The sequence below is a fragment of the Paenibacillus sambharensis genome (genome assembly GCF_003233845.1).
Taxonomy (GTDB): Bacteria; Bacillota; Bacilli; order Paenibacillales; family Paenibacillaceae; genus Paenibacillus_I; species Paenibacillus_I sambharensis.
In genome coordinates this window covers 1-19,376 of the sequence record NZ_QKRB01000040.1, presented here as the reverse complement: position 1 = coordinate 19,376, position 19,376 = coordinate 1, and the positions used below count along the sequence as shown (strand labels likewise).

18 protein-coding genes are annotated in these 19,376 nt (G+C 55.5%); 2 read left to right on the top strand and 16 right to left on the bottom strand.

Annotation, left to right across the window (positions count from 1 at the left end; translation table 11 throughout):
* Positions 1-89 precede the first annotated feature (89 nt).
* The gene (locus tag DNH61_RS08325) at positions 90-947 is read right to left on the bottom strand and encodes a class II fructose-bisphosphate aldolase (protein WP_111146202.1); all 858 of its coding nucleotides are present in this window, start codon (positions 945-947) and stop codon (positions 90-92) included.
* Positions 948-1,371: 424 nt separating this feature from the next.
* Between DNH61_RS08325 and DNH61_RS08320 the strand changes: the two genes are divergently transcribed.
* On the top strand, positions 1,372-2,367 hold the full coding sequence (locus DNH61_RS08320; protein ID WP_111146201.1) for a potassium channel family protein: 996 nt from the start codon (positions 1,372-1,374) through the stop codon (positions 2,365-2,367).
* An 85-nt stretch (positions 2,368-2,452) separates the two neighbouring features.
* On the opposite strand, the gene DNH61_RS08315 is transcribed toward DNH61_RS08320, so the two are convergent.
* From DNH61_RS08315 to DNH61_RS08245, 15 genes are all read right to left on the bottom strand, one after another.
* On the bottom strand, positions 2,453-2,821 hold the full coding sequence (locus tag DNH61_RS08315; protein WP_111146200.1) for a hypothetical protein: 369 nt from the start codon (positions 2,819-2,821) through the stop codon (positions 2,453-2,455).
* A gap of 14 nt (positions 2,822-2,835) precedes the next feature.
* On the bottom strand, positions 2,836-3,741 hold the full coding sequence (locus tag DNH61_RS08310) for a pyridoxamine 5'-phosphate oxidase family protein (protein WP_245948044.1): 906 nt from the start codon (positions 3,739-3,741) through the stop codon (positions 2,836-2,838).
* A gap of 125 nt (positions 3,742-3,866) precedes the next feature.
* Entirely contained in the window at positions 3,867-4,490 is a 624-nt protein-coding gene (locus tag DNH61_RS08305; RefSeq protein WP_111146199.1) for a CGNR zinc finger domain-containing protein, read from the bottom strand.
* Positions 4,491-4,580: 90 nt separating this feature from the next.
* Positions 4,581-5,417, bottom strand: a complete 837-nt coding sequence (locus DNH61_RS08300) for a carbohydrate ABC transporter permease (RefSeq protein WP_111146198.1) — start codon at positions 5,415-5,417, stop codon at positions 4,581-4,583.
* 1 nt (position 5,418) lies between these two features.
* Entirely contained in the window at positions 5,419-6,312 is an 894-nt protein-coding gene (locus tag DNH61_RS08295) for a carbohydrate ABC transporter permease (protein WP_111146197.1), read from the bottom strand.
* A gap of 91 nt (positions 6,313-6,403) precedes the next feature.
* The gene (locus DNH61_RS08290; RefSeq protein WP_111146196.1) at positions 6,404-7,729 is read right to left on the bottom strand and encodes an ABC transporter substrate-binding protein; all 1,326 of its coding nucleotides are present in this window, start codon (positions 7,727-7,729) and stop codon (positions 6,404-6,406) included.
* A 197-nt stretch (positions 7,730-7,926) separates the two neighbouring features.
* Positions 7,927-8,754, bottom strand: a complete 828-nt coding sequence (gene bioC / locus DNH61_RS08285; RefSeq protein WP_111146195.1) for a malonyl-ACP O-methyltransferase BioC — start codon at positions 8,752-8,754, stop codon at positions 7,927-7,929.
* A complete protein-coding gene (locus DNH61_RS08280) occupies positions 8,717-9,520 on the bottom strand; it encodes an alpha/beta fold hydrolase (RefSeq protein ID WP_111146194.1) in 804 nt (267 codons plus the stop codon). The genes bioC and DNH61_RS08280 overlap by 38 nt, the downstream gene beginning before the upstream one ends.
* Positions 9,514-10,719: an 8-amino-7-oxononanoate synthase gene (gene bioF / locus DNH61_RS08275; protein ID WP_245948043.1), complete on the bottom strand. Its 1,206-nt coding sequence runs from the start codon at positions 10,717-10,719 to the stop codon at positions 9,514-9,516. The genes DNH61_RS08280 and bioF overlap by 7 nt, the downstream gene beginning before the upstream one ends.
* Before the next feature lie 18 nt (positions 10,720-10,737).
* Complete coding sequence (gene bioB / locus DNH61_RS08270) at positions 10,738-11,736, bottom strand: biotin synthase BioB (RefSeq protein WP_111146193.1); 999 nt, start codon at positions 11,734-11,736, stop codon at positions 10,738-10,740.
* A 15-nt stretch (positions 11,737-11,751) separates the two neighbouring features.
* A complete protein-coding gene (bioD, locus tag DNH61_RS08265; protein ID WP_111146192.1) occupies positions 11,752-12,522 on the bottom strand; it encodes a dethiobiotin synthase in 771 nt (256 codons plus the stop codon).
* Entirely contained in the window at positions 12,519-13,880 is a 1,362-nt protein-coding gene (gene bioA / locus DNH61_RS08260; protein WP_111146191.1) for an adenosylmethionine--8-amino-7-oxononanoate transaminase, read from the bottom strand. Before bioA ends, bioD begins: the two co-directional genes overlap by 4 nt.
* Positions 13,881-14,126: 246 nt before the next feature.
* A complete protein-coding gene (gene fabV, locus DNH61_RS08255) occupies positions 14,127-15,317 on the bottom strand; it encodes an enoyl-ACP reductase FabV (protein WP_111146190.1) in 1,191 nt (396 codons plus the stop codon).
* A 219-nt stretch (positions 15,318-15,536) separates the two neighbouring features.
* The gene (locus tag DNH61_RS08250) at positions 15,537-16,328 is read right to left on the bottom strand and encodes an SDR family oxidoreductase (protein WP_111146189.1); all 792 of its coding nucleotides are present in this window, start codon (positions 16,326-16,328) and stop codon (positions 15,537-15,539) included.
* Between the two features lie 74 nt (positions 16,329-16,402).
* Complete coding sequence (locus DNH61_RS08245; protein ID WP_111146188.1) at positions 16,403-17,266, bottom strand: alpha/beta fold hydrolase; 864 nt, start codon at positions 17,264-17,266, stop codon at positions 16,403-16,405.
* A 435-nt stretch (positions 17,267-17,701) separates the two neighbouring features.
* Between DNH61_RS08245 and DNH61_RS08235 the strand changes: the two genes are divergently transcribed.
* Positions 17,702-18,976, top strand: a complete 1,275-nt coding sequence (locus DNH61_RS08235; RefSeq protein ID WP_111145096.1) for an IS110 family RNA-guided transposase — start codon at positions 17,702-17,704, stop codon at positions 18,974-18,976.
* Positions 18,977-19,376 lie beyond the last annotated feature (400 nt).

Genomic DNA, 19,376 nt, shown 5'->3' with positions numbered 1-19,376 from the left:
TAGGGAACGCCATGGTGAGCAGGCTTTCAAATACAAAAAGGATTGGACAGTTTGTCCAATCCTTCTTCGATATGTGTTCAGCTATGCGATTAGGCTTTGTTCGAGGAACCAAACTCACGCATTTTGCCGGCAACCGTTTGCTTGATTGCATCGCGGCCTGGTGCCAGGAATTTACGCGGATCGTAAACTTCGAGGTCCTTAGTCAGGATTTCACGAGCAACCTTGGTGAAGGCGATTTGGTTTTCGGTGTTAACGTTGATCTTAGCCGTTCCGAGCGAAATCGCTCTCTTGATATGATCAGTAGGAATGCCTGTCCCGCCATGAAGAACCAGTGGCAGCTTGATCATTTGGCAGATCTCTTCCATTTCCTTGAAGCCCAGGTTCGGTTCACCCTTGTAAGGACCATGAACGGAACCAAGAGCAGGAGCCAGGCAATCGATACCTGTGCGCTCTACCAGCTCTTTGCACTCCTTAGGATCTGCATAGATAACGCCGTCAGCGATTACATCATCCTCTTGTCCGCCAACTACTCCAAGCTCGGCTTCAACGGATACACCGCGCTCGTGCGCGTATGCAACAACTTCGCTGGTCGTTTTTACGTTTTGTTCGAACGGATCATGCGATGCGTCAATCATAACGGAAGTGAAGCCAGCATCGATCGCTGCTTTACACTTCTCCACGCTGGAACCATGGTCCAGATGGATTGCAACAGGAACCGTGATCTTCATTTCCTCGATCAGCGATTTAACAATCGAAGTTACAACTGTGAAGCCTCCCATATAACGAGCCGCACCCTCGGAAACACCCAGAATAACTGGTGATTTCTCTTCTTCAGCCGCAGCCAGGATCGCTTGTGTCCACTCCAGGTTGTTGATGTTGAATTGACCAACAGCGTAACCTTCTTGCAGAGCTTTGTTAAGCATGTCTTTCATGGAAACTAATGCCATTGTAAGTCCTCCCTCAATGTGATTACCTATCCAAGTGTATTATACACATTTACTATGAGTCCAGTAAATCAACTTTATTTGAACAAAAAAAATCAAGTGCATAAAGTATGGACGTTCTGAGTACTTTCTCCATGACTTCAACCCGGATAATTAAAATAATGCGCCGACGGGTGTGATAATAATCTCCACAGTGAGCGTACTCAAGCGGCTCCGATGCCAGATGATGCTCCCATCGCAGGCGCACCCCACTCTACACAGGACGGCTATTTCCGGAAAGAATCCGCCGATTTGCTGGGCCTTATAATATCCGGTTGTCTGAACAGCTTCCCTTTCGGGTAACAGAGTTACAAGGCTCATGCTGAATCAGCGAAATAAACGGAAGCTTTCATTACAGCAAGCTTGACAGTTAGGAGGAAACGGACTAGTGAATGAATTGTACCTTATTGCAGGCATTCTGCTCCTCATTGCCGGCATAGTGGATTTTGTATGGACAACCCTGTGGGTAGAAGGCGGTGCTGGGCCAATAACCAGCCGTCTCTCTAAAATAACCTGGGCATGCACACGCAGGCTGAGCGGCGATAACTCAAGAACGCTATCCCTGACGGGCCCCCTGCTGCTTTCCTTAACTGCCATTACATGGATCCTGTTATTCTGGAGCGGATGGACACTTGTTTTCAGCAGCGACTATTATGCCCTTACCGACACGCAAACGAAGACAGCAGCCACCTGGGCTGACCGCATCTATTTTGCGGGTTATGTATTCTTCACACTGGGAGTCGGTGATATTGTTGCGAATACCGGCTATTGGAAGATAACGACCATTATCGCAACGGCGACCGGGATGCTGTCCGTTACGCTTGCGGTCTCGTACCTGATTTCCGTATTAAGCGCCATCACCCAGAAACGCAGCTTTGCTCAAAGCATAACGGGTGTAGGCAGCAGCGGGAGTGAAATCGTGCAGTCGGTGTGGAACGGTAAAGATTTAACCAGCATGAACTGGCTGCTCCTTACCTGTACATCGGATTTGGGCAAGCTGACCGCCCAGCATCACGCTTATCCGATCCTTCATTATTACCACAGTGCCAGCGTTCAGCATTCCGCAGCAGTAGCAGTGGTTTTACTGGATGAGGCTCTTACCATCCTCGAGCACGGCGTTCCGGTGGAATTCCAACCTGACCGTCTGCTGATGAAGGAGGCGCGTTCCAGCGTAGAAAGCTATTTAAATACCGTCCAATCTGTATACCCCGGCTCCATTACCGATATGCCCCCGGCTCCCTCGTTAGACAAGCTTCGCCAGATGGGCATTCCCACGAGCTCTGATCACGAATTTGATGAAGCGCTTGGAAAGCTCGAAGAACGGCGGAGACGTCTGTTGTCCTTGATCCAGGCGAACGCCAGCAAGTGGCCTGCCGACAAGTAGCAGCTGAGCAGGAAGAAGCCGAGGCATAGACGATGCCGCGGCTTCATTCGTATCAACTTCCCCTTATTGCCTGGGTCCCCGCCAGTTACAGGACAATGGGCAGGAAACCGTCCTTCACATATTGTGCAAAAGGTATGTGCCCGCCCAGCTTGTCGCTGCCGGCTAATGACACCCCCGCATCCCCAAGCTCTTGTGTGGTATCGAAAAAGATCGAACACGCTTGGCAGCCGCCCTTGATAATTCCCGCCTTCATCACCTGCTTATACAATTCATGGAATGGATGCTCCGCCTTGGCTAATACTCCCGGCCACTCTGTGCCCGCTCCGTCAAAGAGGATTTCCACCTCAAATCCCTCTTCGTGAAGCTCCTGTCCGTATAACAAGCCATGAACCGCCTTGCCTGTATCCTGTTGATTCGCTTGAATGATAATCACAAATTTATTAGCCGTTGTCATCTCGATTACCTCCATTATTTATCCAGATCACCGCTCTTAACCCAACTGATCGGCGTGTCATTCTCAATATACATAACTTTATCAATCTCAAACCTGACCGTCCGTTCCGCCCCCTGGGATAGAGAAACCCCATCCTCCTGCTCCTCATTCCAAGTAATGTAAGACTGCCCGCTTAGCTGCAGTGAATGCCCTGCTGCAAAGTCCATAAATAACAGCCCGGTATTGGGGTTAACGTGGATATTGCCCAGCGTATTAAACATGGAATTCCCGAAGTAATCCGGAAACCGCAGGGTGCTGCTGTCTGTAATTTGCACAAATCCCGAAGGCCCGCCCCGGTGCGAGGCATCCATATTCCCCTCCCGGTCCCTGCTGCCAATGAAGAAGGTATCCGCCTGGCGTATCCATTCCTGCTGCTGCGGACTTAGCTTGGAACTGCGGTATGCATGCTTCTCCGAACGGTGAAATGGCCCAGCCCCCTGCAGCGACCGCTTCTGTATATACTTGGGGCAGTTGCCGTATACCTGCTCCGTATGGACCAGAAGCTCCCCGCCATGCTGGATGCTTGCTCTTCCGTTGATTCTCAGTCTGATTCTTCGGTTGAAGTCAATAAACAGCAGGCCGATCGCAGGGTTCGACTGCAGGCTCCAGATGACGGGATCACTCCTAGGGAAGCTCGAGGCAATCCGCAATTCTGTTTCGGATGTGACCTTGATGAATCCCGGTTCACCCGTTAGATAGGAGCACCAAACCTGTCCGTCTTCTCTGACTGCCGAAACGATGACAATGGTTTGGCTCTGTAGAAAGGCCGACGCCCCTCTTGACATTACCTGCTTGATACTCGCACCGTTCCGCTCCGCCAGAAGTTCTTCGCCCGCCAGTCGTTGGACAGCTAATTCACCGGGATGATAGATCTCACTCAACGTTCTCACCTCCCTTTTTAACCGCCTTAATATTCATATGGGTATTATATATCGTATTTTTTAACCTGTATAGTTTAATTTTGACTATTAAATAAATTCTTCATAATAAAAGCCCTAGCTAGGTGCTAGGGCTGCTCGGAACCGTTATTTTTGCGCCGCTCCAGGAAAGCTGCTACCTTCATGCGGTTACCGCATGTTTTTTGGCTGCACCAGCGGCGGGTGCTGTTCTTGCTGTTATCGTAAAAGTGGAGGACGCAATCCGGGTTCTCGCATTTCTTGATCAGACCAAGGTCATAGTTCGTAAACAGATCAACGGCTGCCTCCGCAACGGGAATGAGCAGGTCAGCCGGCTGCCGGACAGCAGTCTCCCGCGCAGCTGCGAACGCTTGACCATCCCAGAACAGCCTGGTTGTGAAGACCTGTTCGCACAGGATGCTGTTCACACGCTCAATGTCCTCTTCAGGGATGTCCTCATGCCTCATCCCCCGCTGAACGATGGTCAGCATGCTGTGCCTAAGGGCCGCTGCTGTGCCAACAGCCGATTCGCAGTCTTCTCTTGCCCAGCCTTGGCTTACATCGTCAATTTGCTCTTGACTGAACAGCTTCGCCAGAACGAGCCACTGCATAACGTCATGGAAGGAACCCAGAAGATCCAGCAGCTTGCCGTCAGCTGCAATCTTCGTATTAATGAAATCAAGGGCCGGATGATTCCCGATGAAATAAAAGGACGGGGGGATCTTTTTGGGCATAGCAATGAACTCCTCAGGAATTGTTATCTCTCTATTATAGCTTTTCCATCAGAAATAGCCCAGCCGGCCGGCCGCCCAAACCTCCTTATCTCATCCCTTGACCGCCCCCGCTGTCATCCCGTCGATAAAATACCGCTGGAACATCACGAACAGGATGAAGATCGGGATGATGGAGAAGAAGGAACCGACCACCAGCAGGTCATAGTTGTTGCCGTATGGCGTGAGCAGTGTTTTCAGTCCGATCGGCAGGGTGAATTTATTCGAATTGCTCAGCACCATGAACGGCCACAGCAGATTGTTCCAGCTGCCCATGGCATTCAGAATACCCATCGCCGCGAAGGCAGGCTTCATAACCGGCAGGATCAGACGCAGGAATATTCCATATTCACTGGCCCCATCCACCCGGCCCGCTGCGATCATCTCCCTCGGAACGCCAAGCAGGTACTGCCGGAAGAAGAAGATCGTCGACGCACTCGCAATGCCTGGCAGAATAATAGCCGAATAGGTGTTCATCATCCCCAGGTTAAAGATCAGCCGGTACAGCGGCAGCAGCAAAATTTCAAACGGCACCATCATAATCATCAGCACGCAGATAAAGAGAGGCGTTTTGCCTTTAAAATCATAGGCCGTAAATCCATAAGCAACAGCTGCGCTGGTGATCAGGGTCAGGGCGACCTGAAGAATCGTCAGCAGCATGGAATTCGCAAACCAGGTAAAATAGTCATGCTGCCCAGAAAACAGGAAGACGTAGTTGTCCAGGCTCATGATGGAGAAGTCCAGCTGCAGATTAAGTCCAAAACGGATGAGCTCCTTGCCCGGCTTGAACGACGCAAGGGCAATGGCGTAAAAGGGAAGCAGAACGAGCAGGCTCAACAAGCTGAACATGACGAGGAGAAGGATTTTGTTTAAACGTATTCTGCTCTCCATCTCAAGACTCCTTCCTGAAGAGGCCCGATAAGGCCAGCTGCGTAAGGTTGATGATCATCGTCACGAGAAGCAGGACAAGCCCGACCGTCGCCGCAAACCCGAGATTATTCTTCTCGATTCCCTGCCGGTACAGATAGCCGATGATCGTCAGGCCGATATTCTGCGGCGAATTGTTGCCATTCCACAGCATCAGGCTCTCGACGAACATAGCCATGCCCGCATAGATGCTGATCGTAAGCACATAGATCGTCGTTGGCTTAAGCAGGGGGATGGTGATGAATCTGAGCTTCTGGAACGTCGATGCCCCGTCAATCGAGGCAGCCTCATAATAATCATCCGGAATGTTCTTCAGCCCCGCGAGAAAATACAGGATATTGACGCCCATCCAGCGCCAGGCGGCCAGAGACAGCAGCGCAACAAAGCCAGTCGCATGCCCTTTGAGAAACTTGACCGGCTCTACGCCGAACATCGCCAGGAAACTGTTGATCAGGGAGCCTTCCATCTCCCCAAACATGAGCCGGAAGATCGTGCCTGCCACAACCACGGAGGTGAGCGCCGGGAAGAAGAAGACCGACTTGAACAGCTCCCGGCCCCACATAAATTTGGCATTGATCAGCACGGCGAACAGCATCGGGAACGGGATCAGGATGATTAGGGTCAATACCGTGTAAATCACGCTGTTCATGACAGCCTTCAGAAACATCGAGTCGTCGATCAGCTTGGCATAATTATCAAAGCCGACCCACTGCGCGGACTGTCCCAGCATCACCTTCTGAAAGCTCATCTCCACGGAGCTTGCCAGCGGATAGAGCCAGAATACGAGGAAGACCAGCACAAACGGCAGTACAAAGACGTACGGAGCAGCTTTTTGCGAATAGAGAAAGCGTTGGATCACAGCACAGCCCTCCTTCGGGTTGAACGTAAGATTGGAAGCAAAAGCTACCTTGAACAGTCAAGGTAGCTAAATGGCCAAGTCAGCGGCCGCCTCACTTCAACTGCTGTTCGATCTGGCTCTGTGCCGCATTAAGCGCTTCCGTCACGTCCCGGTCATTCTCAAAGATTTCATTCAACGTCGTCGTATACAGCTCGTTGTTAATCGTTGGCGAAGCAGGCGTTGATTTGATCAGCGAGATGCCGTCCTTAATCTCATTCAGCACCTCGAAGGGGTTATTCTGAAAGTACTGGACGAACTTGTTGTCCTTGTTATGCGTAATGTCTTCCTGCGTCCACAGCTCCGTATTAACGGGGTCAAAGCCAAGGGTGTTCCAGATGTTGATGTTGGCATCAAGCGTCAGCTTGGCGAATGCCAGGAAGTCCTTGGCCAGCTGCGCGTCCTTGGCCTGCTTGGTGACGACCGTTCCCGTTCCGCCGCCGCCGTAAGAGGAAGACATGCCCTGCTCGATAACCGGAATCGGTGCAATTGCGATTTTCCCCTGCAGATCAGGCATGTAGTTCACGTAACGTGACATGAACCAGAACGGCATCATGGCACTGGCATAGCTGCCTGTGTTGAATTCGCCGTAAGCCTCCTCTGTATCCGGCTGGCCGCCGGCTACCGTAGCCAGGACATTATTTTGCTGCAGATCCTTCAGGATACCGAGCCCCTTGATCATTTCCGGAGAATTGATGTTCGGCTTGCCCGCCTCATCCGTAAAATCGCTGCCCTGCTGCGCCAGCATCATCGACAGCTGCCAGCCGGCACTCGTGTCCGCTGTCCCCATGTACTTGCCGGTCTTCTCATAAACCGCCATGCCCGCCTTCTTGTAGTCCTCCCAGGTAACGATTGTCTTGTAGTCTACGCCGGCCTCTTCCAGAATCTCCGTGTTGTAAAAGGCAACCGCCGCTCCGACATGCGTAGGCAGACCGTAGATTGTGCCATCCTTCGTGTAGAGATCCAGTCTCGACTGGACGATGGATTCCTTATAGGGCTCCACAACATCGTTAAGCGGCTCGAGCTGAGGTGTGCCATTCAAGAAGTCAGGGAATTTCCCCACTTCAATATCTGAGATGTCAGGCGCCCCTTGGCCGGTCTGAAGGGCAATGGACAGCTTGTTATGCATGTCGTCGTAAGGCATCACCGAGACCTCCAGCTTGATCTGCCGGTCAGGGTGGTCCTTGTTCCAATTCTTAAGCATCGACTGAAAATGCTGGCCATGCAGTTCTACGAACGTCCAATACTTCAGTGTCACTGCCTCTTCGCCTGCCCCGTCATCCAGCACGGATACCGTTCCCGTTGACGAGGAACCGCTGCTGCAGCCGAACAATACGGCCAGCATACTCACCATCAGCAAACCTATCAACCACTTCTTCATTCATAGACCTCCTCTTTAGTTGTTGAAGCCTCTGCTGCCTGAATAATTGGGGTACGGTCTATGTATATGCAGAAGTAAGCGTTGCCATCAATGATTTTATTAATAACCAAATCATTACATTTTCATCACTTTGTTTACGATGCGACGCATACACAGCAAAAAAGGCGCCAGCTCATATAAAGCCGGTGCCTTTGGACTTACATTATGCAGGGTTGTTCCGCTTGGAAATATACCAGCTCATACGTGGCCGTGATTCCCTCTGGAGCTCCATAGCGCTCTTCGTACCTGCGGAACATGTCCAGGAACAGCCTTCTGGAACCGAGCCCCGGCCGCCCAGCAGCCTCCGATACGCTGGCCCCGACTCCCTTCACCGCATGGAGAAATTCGGGGACCGAAGTGTACAGCTCCGCCTGTTCGAATCGTTCGAAGCGTACACGGGAGAAGCCCGCATTAATGAGATCGGCCTGCCATTCCTCCGGTTCCCGGAACGATAATCCGTGCCGCTCGGGCTTCAGGCCGAGCGCTGCATAGGTCCGGGCGAAAGCTTCATGAAGCTCCCGGAAGGTGCCCGGCCCGAAGGTCGCGAACGCCAGCATGCCGCCCGGCCGCAGCAGCCCCCGCAGATGACCGAGCGTCCCGGCCGGATGCTCCAGCCACTGGAAGCAGGCGCTGGAGACGATCAGATCATATTCCGCTTCCCGTGCCGGTTCCGCAGCCCACCGCTCCACATCGGCCAGCACGAAGCGGATGTCCGCGGGCAAACCCGCTGTCCGCTGTCCGGCCGCCTCCAGCATGGAAGGCGCCAGATCGAGGGCTGTCACAGAACGGTAGGCTCCTGCCGCCAGCTTCCCGGTGAGAAACCCTGTTCCGCAGCCGATCTCCAGCACATCATCAGAGCCTTGCGGGTGCGGCAGCCCGGCTGCAAGGTGCCCGGCCATTGTTCGCTGCACCGCCGCGTGGGTCTCGTATCCGCCGGCTGCGCTTCGGTCAAACTGTCTGCGGATGCGGTTCAGTCTGCCGCTCATCCCACCACCCCCTAAGCGCTTCGGCCGCTTCCGCTTCCTTCAAGAGGAACGGAACATGTCCTGCTCCTTCCAGCGGGAGAAGCCTGGTCCCGGGCAGCAGGGCTGCCAGTTCCTCCGCCGCGCCATACGGGCAGATCCGGTCCAGCGTGCCGTGCATGATCAGGGACGGGCAGCGGACAGCGGGCAGCAGGGGCAGGGCGTTCTCGTCCCGCAGAAGCTGAAGTCCCGCCAGAAGCGCAGACGTATCCCATGCTCCGGGACCGTCCATGGGCGGAAGATGATTCTGACAGCCTGCCGCCCATTCCTCCTCCGTGAACATGGCCTCACGGAACTGGCTTTCGACCGCCGCCCGGTCCGACTCCAGGCTCCTCTGCATCTGCCGGATCACCGGGTCCGGCCAGCCCTTGTCCCGCTCTGCCCTAGGGCGGGTGAAACGGCCCGTGCACGCTAGCAGCAGCAGACCGTCGGCCATCCCCGCTGCGGCCAGACGCAGTGCAGGCAGTCCGCCCATCGACCAAGCGGCGATGAGCAGCGGCCCCGGCGGTTCTTCCGGCTTGGCGGCACGGGCTTTCGCTGCCGCCCCGGCAGCGGCGGCGAAGACCGCCTCCGGCGATTCTGCCCGGCTGAAGTCAGCAGCGGCATGGCGGAATTCCGGCAGCAGGGCGCGGAGTCCGTCGAATACAGACTCCGGCATGCCCCAGCCCGGAAGCCACAAGACGGTGCCTCTATTCTTCGGACCCGTATAAGAAGAATAGCCGTTCAGCATACCCCGCCTCCTCTCGCCGGGCATGCAGCCCGGATGATTGTCTTCACGGCGTCCGTCAGTTCTTCTCTGCTGTGGGTAGCCGACAGGGAGAACCGGATGCGCGCCGTGCCCTCTGGCACGGTAGGGGGGCGGATCGCCACAGCCGCTATCCCTTCAGCTTCCAGAGCCGCGCTTATACGCAGCGCCTCAGCATTAGTCCCGGCGATCAGCGGGATAATGGCCGAGTCCCCTTCTCCCGCCGCCAAGCCCGCCTTCCGCAGCGCTGAACGGAACAGCCTGGCGCTGCCCAGCAGCTTCTCCCGGCGCCCATGCCCGGCCTGCACCAGCTCCAGCGCCTTAAGCACCCCCGCTGCAACGGATGGGGGCAGAGCTGTGGAGTAGATCAGCGGCCGTGCCTTGTTCACCAGCCAGCGGATCAGCGATTGGCTGCCGCACACGTAGGCGCCATAGACGCCAAACGCTTTGCTGAATGTCCCCATGTGAATATCTACCATATCCTGCACACCTAGTGCACGGCACAAGCCTTCTCCGAACTGTCCGTATACGCCTCCGCTGTGAGCCTCGTCCACCATCAGCATAGCGCCGTACTCCTGCTTCAGCTCTGCCAGCTCCCTGAGGGGAGCCTGGTCCCCATCCATGGAAAATACCGCATCCGTTACGATCAGCTTACGGCGCGCATGCTTGTGCTTCTCCAGCTGGGCGCGCAGATGCTCCATGTCATTATGACGGTATCGGACATGCTCCGCACGGCTCAGCAGGATGCCATCGGTGATGCTGGCATGGTTCAGCCTGTCGCTGAATACGGCGTCTCCCCGTCCTGAAGCAGCGCTGATCACTCCCACATTCGCCATATAGCCGTTGGCGAATACCAGCGCCGCATCGCAGCCCTGCCATACCGCAACCGCCTGCTCCAGCTGGCCGAATGCCGGATGATTGCCCGTCACGAGCCGGGAAGCCCCGGCGCCTGCGCCGCCCGTCAGCAGGGCTTCACGCATCGCTTCCGCTATTGCCGGGTGGCCGGCCAAGCCCAGGTAGTCGTTGGAGGACAGGTCCAGCAGCCTGGTGCTGCCGGAGCTGCCGGTGTCCTGCTGCAGCATGTATCCCGGACTGCCCGGAACCTTCAAGCGGTCCCGCAGCCTCCGTTCCGATGCTTCCGCGGCGAGGCGCTCCAATTCATCATCCATCCAACTTATGCTCATCGTCCAGATCACCCGGCCTTACAAGGCGCACTGCTCAATCTCAAAGCCCAGGTCCTCAATCATCTGATGGTCAGAAGACACATCCTGCCCGTCCGTTGTCAGATAATCGCCTACGAATAAGGAATTCACCGCGTACAGAGACAGCGCCTGAAGAGAGCGGAGATTCACCTCGCGACCGCCTGCCGCCCGGAGCTCCTTCGACGGGCAGATCAGGCGGAACAGCGCCAGCACCTTGAGCGCCTTCATCGCCGGGGTGCGCCCGGCACCTCCCAGCGGGGTTCCCGGGATAGCATTCAGGAAGTTGATCGGGATCGAATCCGCATCCAGCTCACGCAGGGCATAGGCCATCTCCACGATCTCTTCATCTGTCTCCCCCATGCCGATGATGACGCCGGAGCAGGGGGACATGCCTCTCGATTTTACCTTCTCCAGCGTTTCCACCCGCTGGTCATATGTATGTGTGGTTGTAATGGAAGGATAATTCTCCTTGCTGGTGTTCAGATTGTGGTTATACCGGTGCACCCCCGCTTCCGCCAGCCTGCCGGCCTGCTCTTCCTTCAGAATGCCGAGGCAAGCGCAAATTTTGAGCGGCATGGTTGCCCGGATTTCCTTCACCGCGTCCACTACCTGGTCCAGCTCCCTGTCCGTCGGGCCCTTGCCGGCCGCCACGATGCAGTAAGTGCCCGCCTGGCGGGCGATCGCTTCCCGTGCGCCAGCAAGCAGCGTATCCTTATCCAACAGGGTATACTTGGCTACCGGAGCCGTCGAAACGATCGATTGCGAGCAGTAGCCGCAGTCCTCCGGGCACAGGCCGCTCTTCGCATTGATGATCATATTCAGCTTGACCTTCTTGCCGTAATAATGCTTGCGCACCTTGAAGGCAGCCTGCAGGAGCGGAAGCACCTCGTCATCATCCGCCCGGAGCACGGACAGCCCCTCCTCCATGCTCAGGCATTCCCCGCTCAGCGCTTTATCCGCCAGCAGGCTCCAATCCGTATTGGTGATCTCCAGCTTCATCGTTCTCTTCCTCCCTTAGTTTATCCTTCCTTCATCAAGCAGCCGGCGGACCGGCTCCAGATCCAGCGACCGGCGGACTGCATCCGCCAGCTGGACCGGACCTGCTTCACCATTCAGGCTTGGCAGCCTCCCCAGGACCTTGATCCCTCCGTACTTCTCGATCATAGCTGCATTGGAGCTGACACTGGGATCATCCGCAGGCATTCCCGCTGCTCCATCATTCAAGACAGCCCCAACAACCGGAATTCCCCGCGCCCTCAACGCTTCGGCTGTCAGCAAGGTGTGATTAATTGTACCGAGGCCGGATCTGGCTGCGATGAGCACAGGCAGTCCGAGCCTGACGATCAGATCGATTACCAGTGCATCCTTCGTCAGCGGAACAGCCGTCCCGCCAGCCCCCTCGACCAGCAGGCCGCCGCCATATCTTTCGGCAAGCCGGATGCCTGAGACCAGGAGATCATCCAGTGACAGATCGACTCCCGCCTGTTCTGCGGCCAGAGCCGGAGTTAGCGGCGCTTCGAAGGTGAAGGACGCCACAGCTTCAGGCCGCTCTTCAATGCCAGAGCCCTCAAGCAGGCGCTCCGCATCGCTCGCGCCGCTTCCAATGAGCTCTCCTGACTGGACGGGCTTCCACACGCCGATGTTCCGTCCTTCTTCGCGCAGGGCAGCGGCGAGGGCGGCCGTTACCAGTGTCTTGCCTACGCCGGTGTCTGTGCCAGCAACGAACAGGCCCGGAAATAAAGGCTGCTTCGCAGCTGAGCCGCGAACTTTTTTCACTGTGCTCATGCTCCCCATCCTTCCTCCGTCACGTCGATGATGGCTTCCGCCAAAATGTCCAGCATCGCGGCAAGCTCGGCATCCGAGCTTACAAGCGGCGGAATGAATACCACCACGTTGCCGAGCGGACGCGTCAGCATCCCGAGCTCCCGCGCCCGCATGCATACCCGGACTCCGATCCGTTCCGACCACTCGTAAGGCGTCTTGGCCGCTTTATCTCGCACCAGCTCTATGCCGGCCATTAGCCCCTGCTGCCGGATATCTCCGACATGAGGCCGGTCCGCAAGCTGGGCCAGCCTGCCCGCCGTCAAGGCGGCTTTGCCGTCCACAGCTTCGACGATCCCCCGCTCTTCCATGAGGCGAAGGCTGGCTATCGCCACCGCACAACCGAGAGGATTTCCGGTAAAGGAATGGCCGTGGAAAAAGGTCTTCTGCTCCTCGTAGTCAGCATAGAACGCATTGTACACAAGGTCCGATGCCAAGGTTGCCGCCACCGGCAGATAGCCGCCCGTCAAGCCTTTGCCGACCACCATCAGATCCGGAGATACATCCTCCAGCTGGCAGGCGAACATGGCACCTGTTCTCCCGAAGCCTGTCGCCACCTCATCGGCAATAAGCAGCACGCCGTACTCCCGGCACAATCCTGCCATCCTGCGCAGACAGCCTGGCGGCATCACGATCATGCCGCTCGCCCCTTGGACGATTGGCTCCACGATCAGCGCCGCGATCTCGTCTCCGCTTGTCCGAAGCAGACTCTCCAGCTGCGACAGTGTCTCTTCCATGGCGCCGGCTGCACCGCCCTCGTGCCGGTAGGCATGCGGGTAAGGGACCGTATAAGAGGAGAACAGCATCGGACGGAACGTCTCGTGGTACAGGGGGATCGATCCGACGCTCACCGCCCCGATCGTATCCCCGTGATAGGCCTGGTTCATCGTAATGAACTTCGTCCTGCCCGGAACCCCAGTGTTGCGCCAATATTGAAAAGCCATCTTGATGGCAATCTCGACTCCTGTCGCTCCCGAATCCGAGTAAAATACTTTGGTCAGCCCTGCAGGCGCGATGCGGACCAGCTTCTCCGCCAGCTCGACGGCTGGCACGTTAGCCATCCCGAGGAGCGTCGAATGCGCCACCTTTCCCAGCTGCTCTTCAATCGCCCGGTTAAGCTCCGGCACATTGTGCCCGTGAACGTTGAGCCAAACCGATGAGAAACCATCATAGTAGGCACGTCCCTGCACATCGTACAGCATGATGCCCTCGCCCCGTTCGATGATCAGCGGGTCTGTCCGGTTATAATCCTTCATTTGGGTAAAAGGATGCCAGACATAGGATTTATCCCAGGCGGCAAGCCTTTCATACCGTGAATCCATCAAATGCCCTCCACCTTCGAGTATTTGTTAACCATGATATGAGTTATTAGGTTAACATATGTGTAGATTTTAGCTCGACAGATACCGCTTGTACAGCATTTTTTTCCATTGGGGCCCCTCTCGTACACAAAAATCCCAGGCCGAAGCAGAACGGAAGCTCCGCATTCTTCAGCCTGGGATAATGAAAAAAGACCCGCACATAACGGGTCAAATAAGCTTTTGTCTAGCTATTTTACAATCTGAGGATTATCTTAAGTTCTCTACCTTTACATCCGGATTTACGTCTGCATCATAGTCAACCTTATCGGTCTCGAAGCCGAACAGCTGGAAGAATTCACGGCGGTACCCTTCAAGGTCGGTAATCTCGTGAATATTGTCCGTTGTCACCTGTTCCCAAATCCGCTTGACCTCGCCCTGCACGTCTTCCCGCAGCTCCCAGTCATCAATCCGGATGCGTCCCTTCTCGTCAACAGGTGTTTCACCGCCATTATACAAGAAACCTGAGAACAGCCGGTACATCTGCTCGATCGTTCCTTCATGCAGGCCCTTCTCCTTCATCACCTTGTAGAGAGCCGAGATATACAGCGGCACGACCGGGATGGCAGAGCTGGACTGGGTAACAAGCGCCTTGCTGACAGCCACGTAAGCTTTTCCCTGAAGGGCATTAAGCTTATCGGTCAACCGGCCGGCGGTCGCTTCCAGATCGTCCTTCGCGCGGCCGATGGAGCCCTGCCGGTATACAGCCTGGGTAATGTCCGAGCCGATGTAGGAGAATGCAACCGTCCGGACGCCTTCAGCGAGCACGCCCGCTTCCTGCAGCCGCGTCATCCAGCGCTCCCAGTCATCGCCTCCCATTACGGTAACCGTATTCTTGATCTCCTCATCGGTGGCAGGCTCAATGGTGATGTCCGTCACTTCTCCGGTATGGAAATTGACCGTCTTGTTGCTGTAGGGCTGGCCAATCGGCTTCAGAACGGAGTTAACCGGGTCACCGGTCTCTGGGTCATTGCGGCGTGCGGAAGCGACGCTGTACACGACAAGATCCACCTGACCAAGCTCCTGCCGGATGACGTCTATTACATGGTCCTTGGTCTCATCGGCAAAGGCGTCACCAGTTACGCTAAAGGATTTCAGGCCCGCCTTGCGGGCTGCCTCTTCAAATGCTGCGGAATTGTACCAGCCGGCTGAAGCGGTACGCTTCTCGCTGCCGGCGCTTGGCCGGAATACGCCGATTGTGTTCGCGCCAGCGCCAAAAGCTGCGGCAATCCGGGCGGACAATCCATATCCTGTGGATGCCCCGATGACAAGCACATTTTGCGGGCCTTGGATTTCAGGCTTGTCCTGTATGTAGTGAATCTGTTCCTCGACTTGACGTTCGCATCCGACCGGATGTGAGGTCGTGCAGATAAAGCCGCGTGTTCTCGGTTTAATGATCATTTATCCCGTGCCTCTCTCTACCTGAATTCGTGTTACTCGCTTGAATCAACCGACATAAGTGCTGATAAGCTGTTCCTATTATAGCAATCATTTGCCTGTACGAGTACTACTTCCTCGAGCACCCGCTTCCTGAATTGGCGGGTATATGCGGGCATTGCTGGCAGAGGGCAAACCGGGAGGCATAGGCTGCCCCCAGTATCACGGTAATGAACTGGCTGTTCAGCCGCGAAGCAGTGATTCCGCCCCATCAATGTAGATTTCCGTGCCCGTAATATGCCGGGACCTGGCGGTCGCCAGAAAATACACGAGCTCTGCTACTTCCTCTGCCGTACCGGGACGATGCTCAAGCGGCTCCGCGCCTTCTGGGAATTCCAGCGGAACCTCAACAGCTCGTAAGTCCCGCGATTTCTCAATACTGCCGCCGATTCCCGTCTTGATGCCGCCGGGACAGATAGCGTTAACCCGTATGCCGTACCGTGCAAGCTCCAGTGCAGCCATCTTCATCATGGCAGTCTGTCCGGCCTTTGTCGTGCTGTAAGCCGTGAAGCCTGCCTGTGAGAATATGCGGTTGCCGCTGACAGAGCTGGTTATGATGATCGAACCGCCGTTTGTTTTCATATGAGGAATGGCATATTTGAGCGTAAGGAAGGTCCCTCTCAGATTCGTGCGGATCGTGCGATCCCATTCCTCCGGCTCCATCGTCTCGATCGGCGACAGCTTCCCGGCAATCCCTGCATTGGCGAAAACAATGTCCAATCGCCCCCACTGCCTGACAACTTCAGCGTACGCGCGCTCCACCTCAGCCGCTTCCGCAATATCGCAGCCAATCGACATGGCCCGGGCCCCGGATTTGCGCAGCTGCTCGGCCGCTTCTTCCCCGTGCTCCTGATCATATTCGAGCAGCGCTACGGACGCACCACGATCCGCCAATAGCACAGCGGCAGCCTGTCCGATGCCGGAGCCGCCTCCCGTTACAACCGCCACCTTGCCCTCTAACCGGTCACTGTTCATGGTTCTCCCCCTCGGTTACAGATCATAGCATATAACGTTTTATACCCGGGGAGTCATCATATTGTAACCGCTGTCTAACTGAAAAAACGCTCCATCGTCCGGTTCACCCGCTCCGCTTCCTCCAGATGCACCCAGTGCGTCGCCTGCGGAATCAGCTCCAGCCTGCCGTCCGTGCACCACTTCATGCTCTGCTCTGCCATTTCGCGGCGGAGAAAAGCATCCTTTTCCCCCCAGATCACCAGGGACGGAACCTCGCACGGTCCCGCCTTCAGCCCCCCGATCTGCCTGGGCAGAGCCCGGTACCAGTTCAGCATCGAGGTAAAGGCTTTCGGTCTGGACCATGCTGCCCTGTATTGATGCAATTCAGCCTCGGTAAATGTGCCCGGCCGGCTGCTCTTGGCCATGGCTGCCGCTGCCAGCCTCCAATTGTTACGACGCAGGATGAGCTCCGGCAGGAATGGCAGCTGGAAGAACGCCATATAGCTGGACCTGATCATCTGCTGCGGACTCTTCAGAAGGTTTGCGGTCAGTACCCGCGGATGGGGGACATTGATCATGACCGCTTTCTTCACCAGCTGCGGGTGGGAAGCAGCCAGCATCCAGGCAGCCATAGCGCCAAAATCATGCCCCGCCGCGAAGACCTGCCGCTGCCCCGTTTGCCCGATCAGACCTACAATATCCGCGACAATCTCCGACATCCGGTAAGCTTGGGCGCCGGCCGGCTTATCGCTTAAATTATATCCCCTTAAGTCCGGGGCCCAGACGCGAAAGCCTCTCCCGGCAAAATACCCGATCTGCCTTCGCCACCCGTACCAGAACTCCGGAAATCCATGCAGGAGCAGCAGAACCGGCCCTTCTGGCGGTCCGCTCTGAACCACATGCAGCCGGATTCCGTTCGTATGGACATATACGGATTCGTGTGGAATATCAGCGGTCATTTACTTTCGCCTCCCCCGGTGTTTTATTAGTCCTTACCCGATAAATGACCGATCTTGCTGCCGCTCGCCCCATGGAACGCCGGAAATGACTGTTCTTGCTGCCGCCCCCCTATGAAAAGCCGGAAATGACTGTTCTTGCTGCCGCCTATGAAAAGCCGGAAATGACCGGCCTTGTTACCGCCCCATGAATCGCAGGCTGTCCTGTATCCTCCTATTTTGCCAAGCTGCCGTTCAATATATGCGACACCCACCCTCCTGACCCATCAATGACCGGCTAACGAAACTGACACACGCTAATTGCATTATTTCGAGGCATTCTCAACTGTAACATTCCTGTCTGCGCTAAGATTCCGTCTTAGACAAAAAAAGGGGCGCCTCGTATGATGGGGGTAGGGGAAATCGGAAGCCCTAATAACCCATCAGGAGGCGCTTACTATGAAGTCTACTGTAAGAAACGCAACAAATCAACGTATTGAACGAATTACCATGCAGCATGTTGTTGTGGGAATCGACATCGCCAAGGATGCGCACGCCGCGCAGATCACGGATTTCCGTGGACGTTCGCTCACTTCGAAACACCTGTCTTTCACCAATTCACTAGAAGGCTTTGAGAGGCTCCTCGATTGGATCAAGAAAGCGCAAGCGAAGCACAGTCTCACCTCTTTGCTTGTAGGACTGGAGCCAACAGGACATTACTGGTTCAATCTTGCAAACTGGCTTCTTCAGCAAGGGATTGAGGTCGTGCTGGTTAACCCGGTCACGACGCATCGCAATAAGGAAAATCGGGACAATAGTCCGTCCAAGAATGACCCTAAGGACGCCCTAGTCATCGCGGATGTAGTCAGCAGAGGCTATTACACCGAATATTCACCCCATGCAGCTGTGTTCAGGCGGTTAAAGACACTTATGAGTGACAGAGAATTTTGGGTAAAGCAGTCTGCCTGTTTTGCCAATCGCATCATTCGCTGGATTGACCTTTACTTTCCGGAATTCCGTCAGGTTTTCCCGAATTGGGCGACTCTCCGTTCACTGGCATCACTTAAGGCTTTCCCTTTGCCGAGCGACCTTGAAGGGCTGGATGTCGATGCTGTCATCGCCCAGTGGCGAGATCAAGGCATGAAGCGTGCCTCCGGTGTCAGCGGTAGAGCCAAGGCAGCAGAGCTTCTGGCGGCTGCAACGCGCAGCATTGGAGATAGACAAGCCCTGCAGGAAGCCAGAGATGACATTGACCGTCTGCTTGCTGCCTATGAGCATACGGCTGCCATGCTCGATGACATAGAACAGGCACTTGAGTTATTACTGGCAGACATCCCCTTAATAGAGCAACTGCGGAGCATCCAAGGGCTTGGCACCATTGCCTTGGCCGCCATTTTGAGTGGTACGGGCGATTTGCGTCATTACGCTCACGGTCAGCAAATACTGCGACGCGCCGGTCTCAATCTGGCTGAGCGAACATCTGGCAAGTTCAAGGGGCAGGTCAAGGTCTCCAAACGCGGAGACAGCACTTTGCGTAAACATCTATACTGGGGCATGTTGAGTTTGGTTCAGCGGCATCCTGACTTCAAGCAGTGGCATGCGAATAACCGGGCAAGGGGAATGAAGAAGCAAGCCTCACTTTTCAAACTAATCGGCAAACTGGCACGCATTCTCGTTGGTATGGCGCAACGGGGGGAGTCCTACCGTGAATGCGCAGACCTTGTAGCCGCTTAAAGACCGCAACCCACTACTAACCTCCAAGTTTCGCTTACGAGGATTGACTCATTCGCGGGATTTTCGGCATAACACGCACAAGAGAACCGAGTATGAGTTTCGGAAGGGCATAGACCCGTTATCTAAACGAGATCGGTCTCCACGCCATGGACAGGTATAACGAAGGAATGTGAGGGCATAGACCCGTCGAGATATGGGAGGGTGAACCTCCATGGGCCATGTGGGGTTGTGCAGGATAGCGTTTTCAAAGGGCACGTAAATCGCTGCCTCTGTTCCTGCATGTCCGCAAACCGATCCATGGGTCAATTGCCCCCCTCACGTCCAACCATCTAACCACTCCAAAACGTGAAATCCTGCGAATGAGTGAGCATTCGTGAGAAAACTCCTTAAATACGAGGGA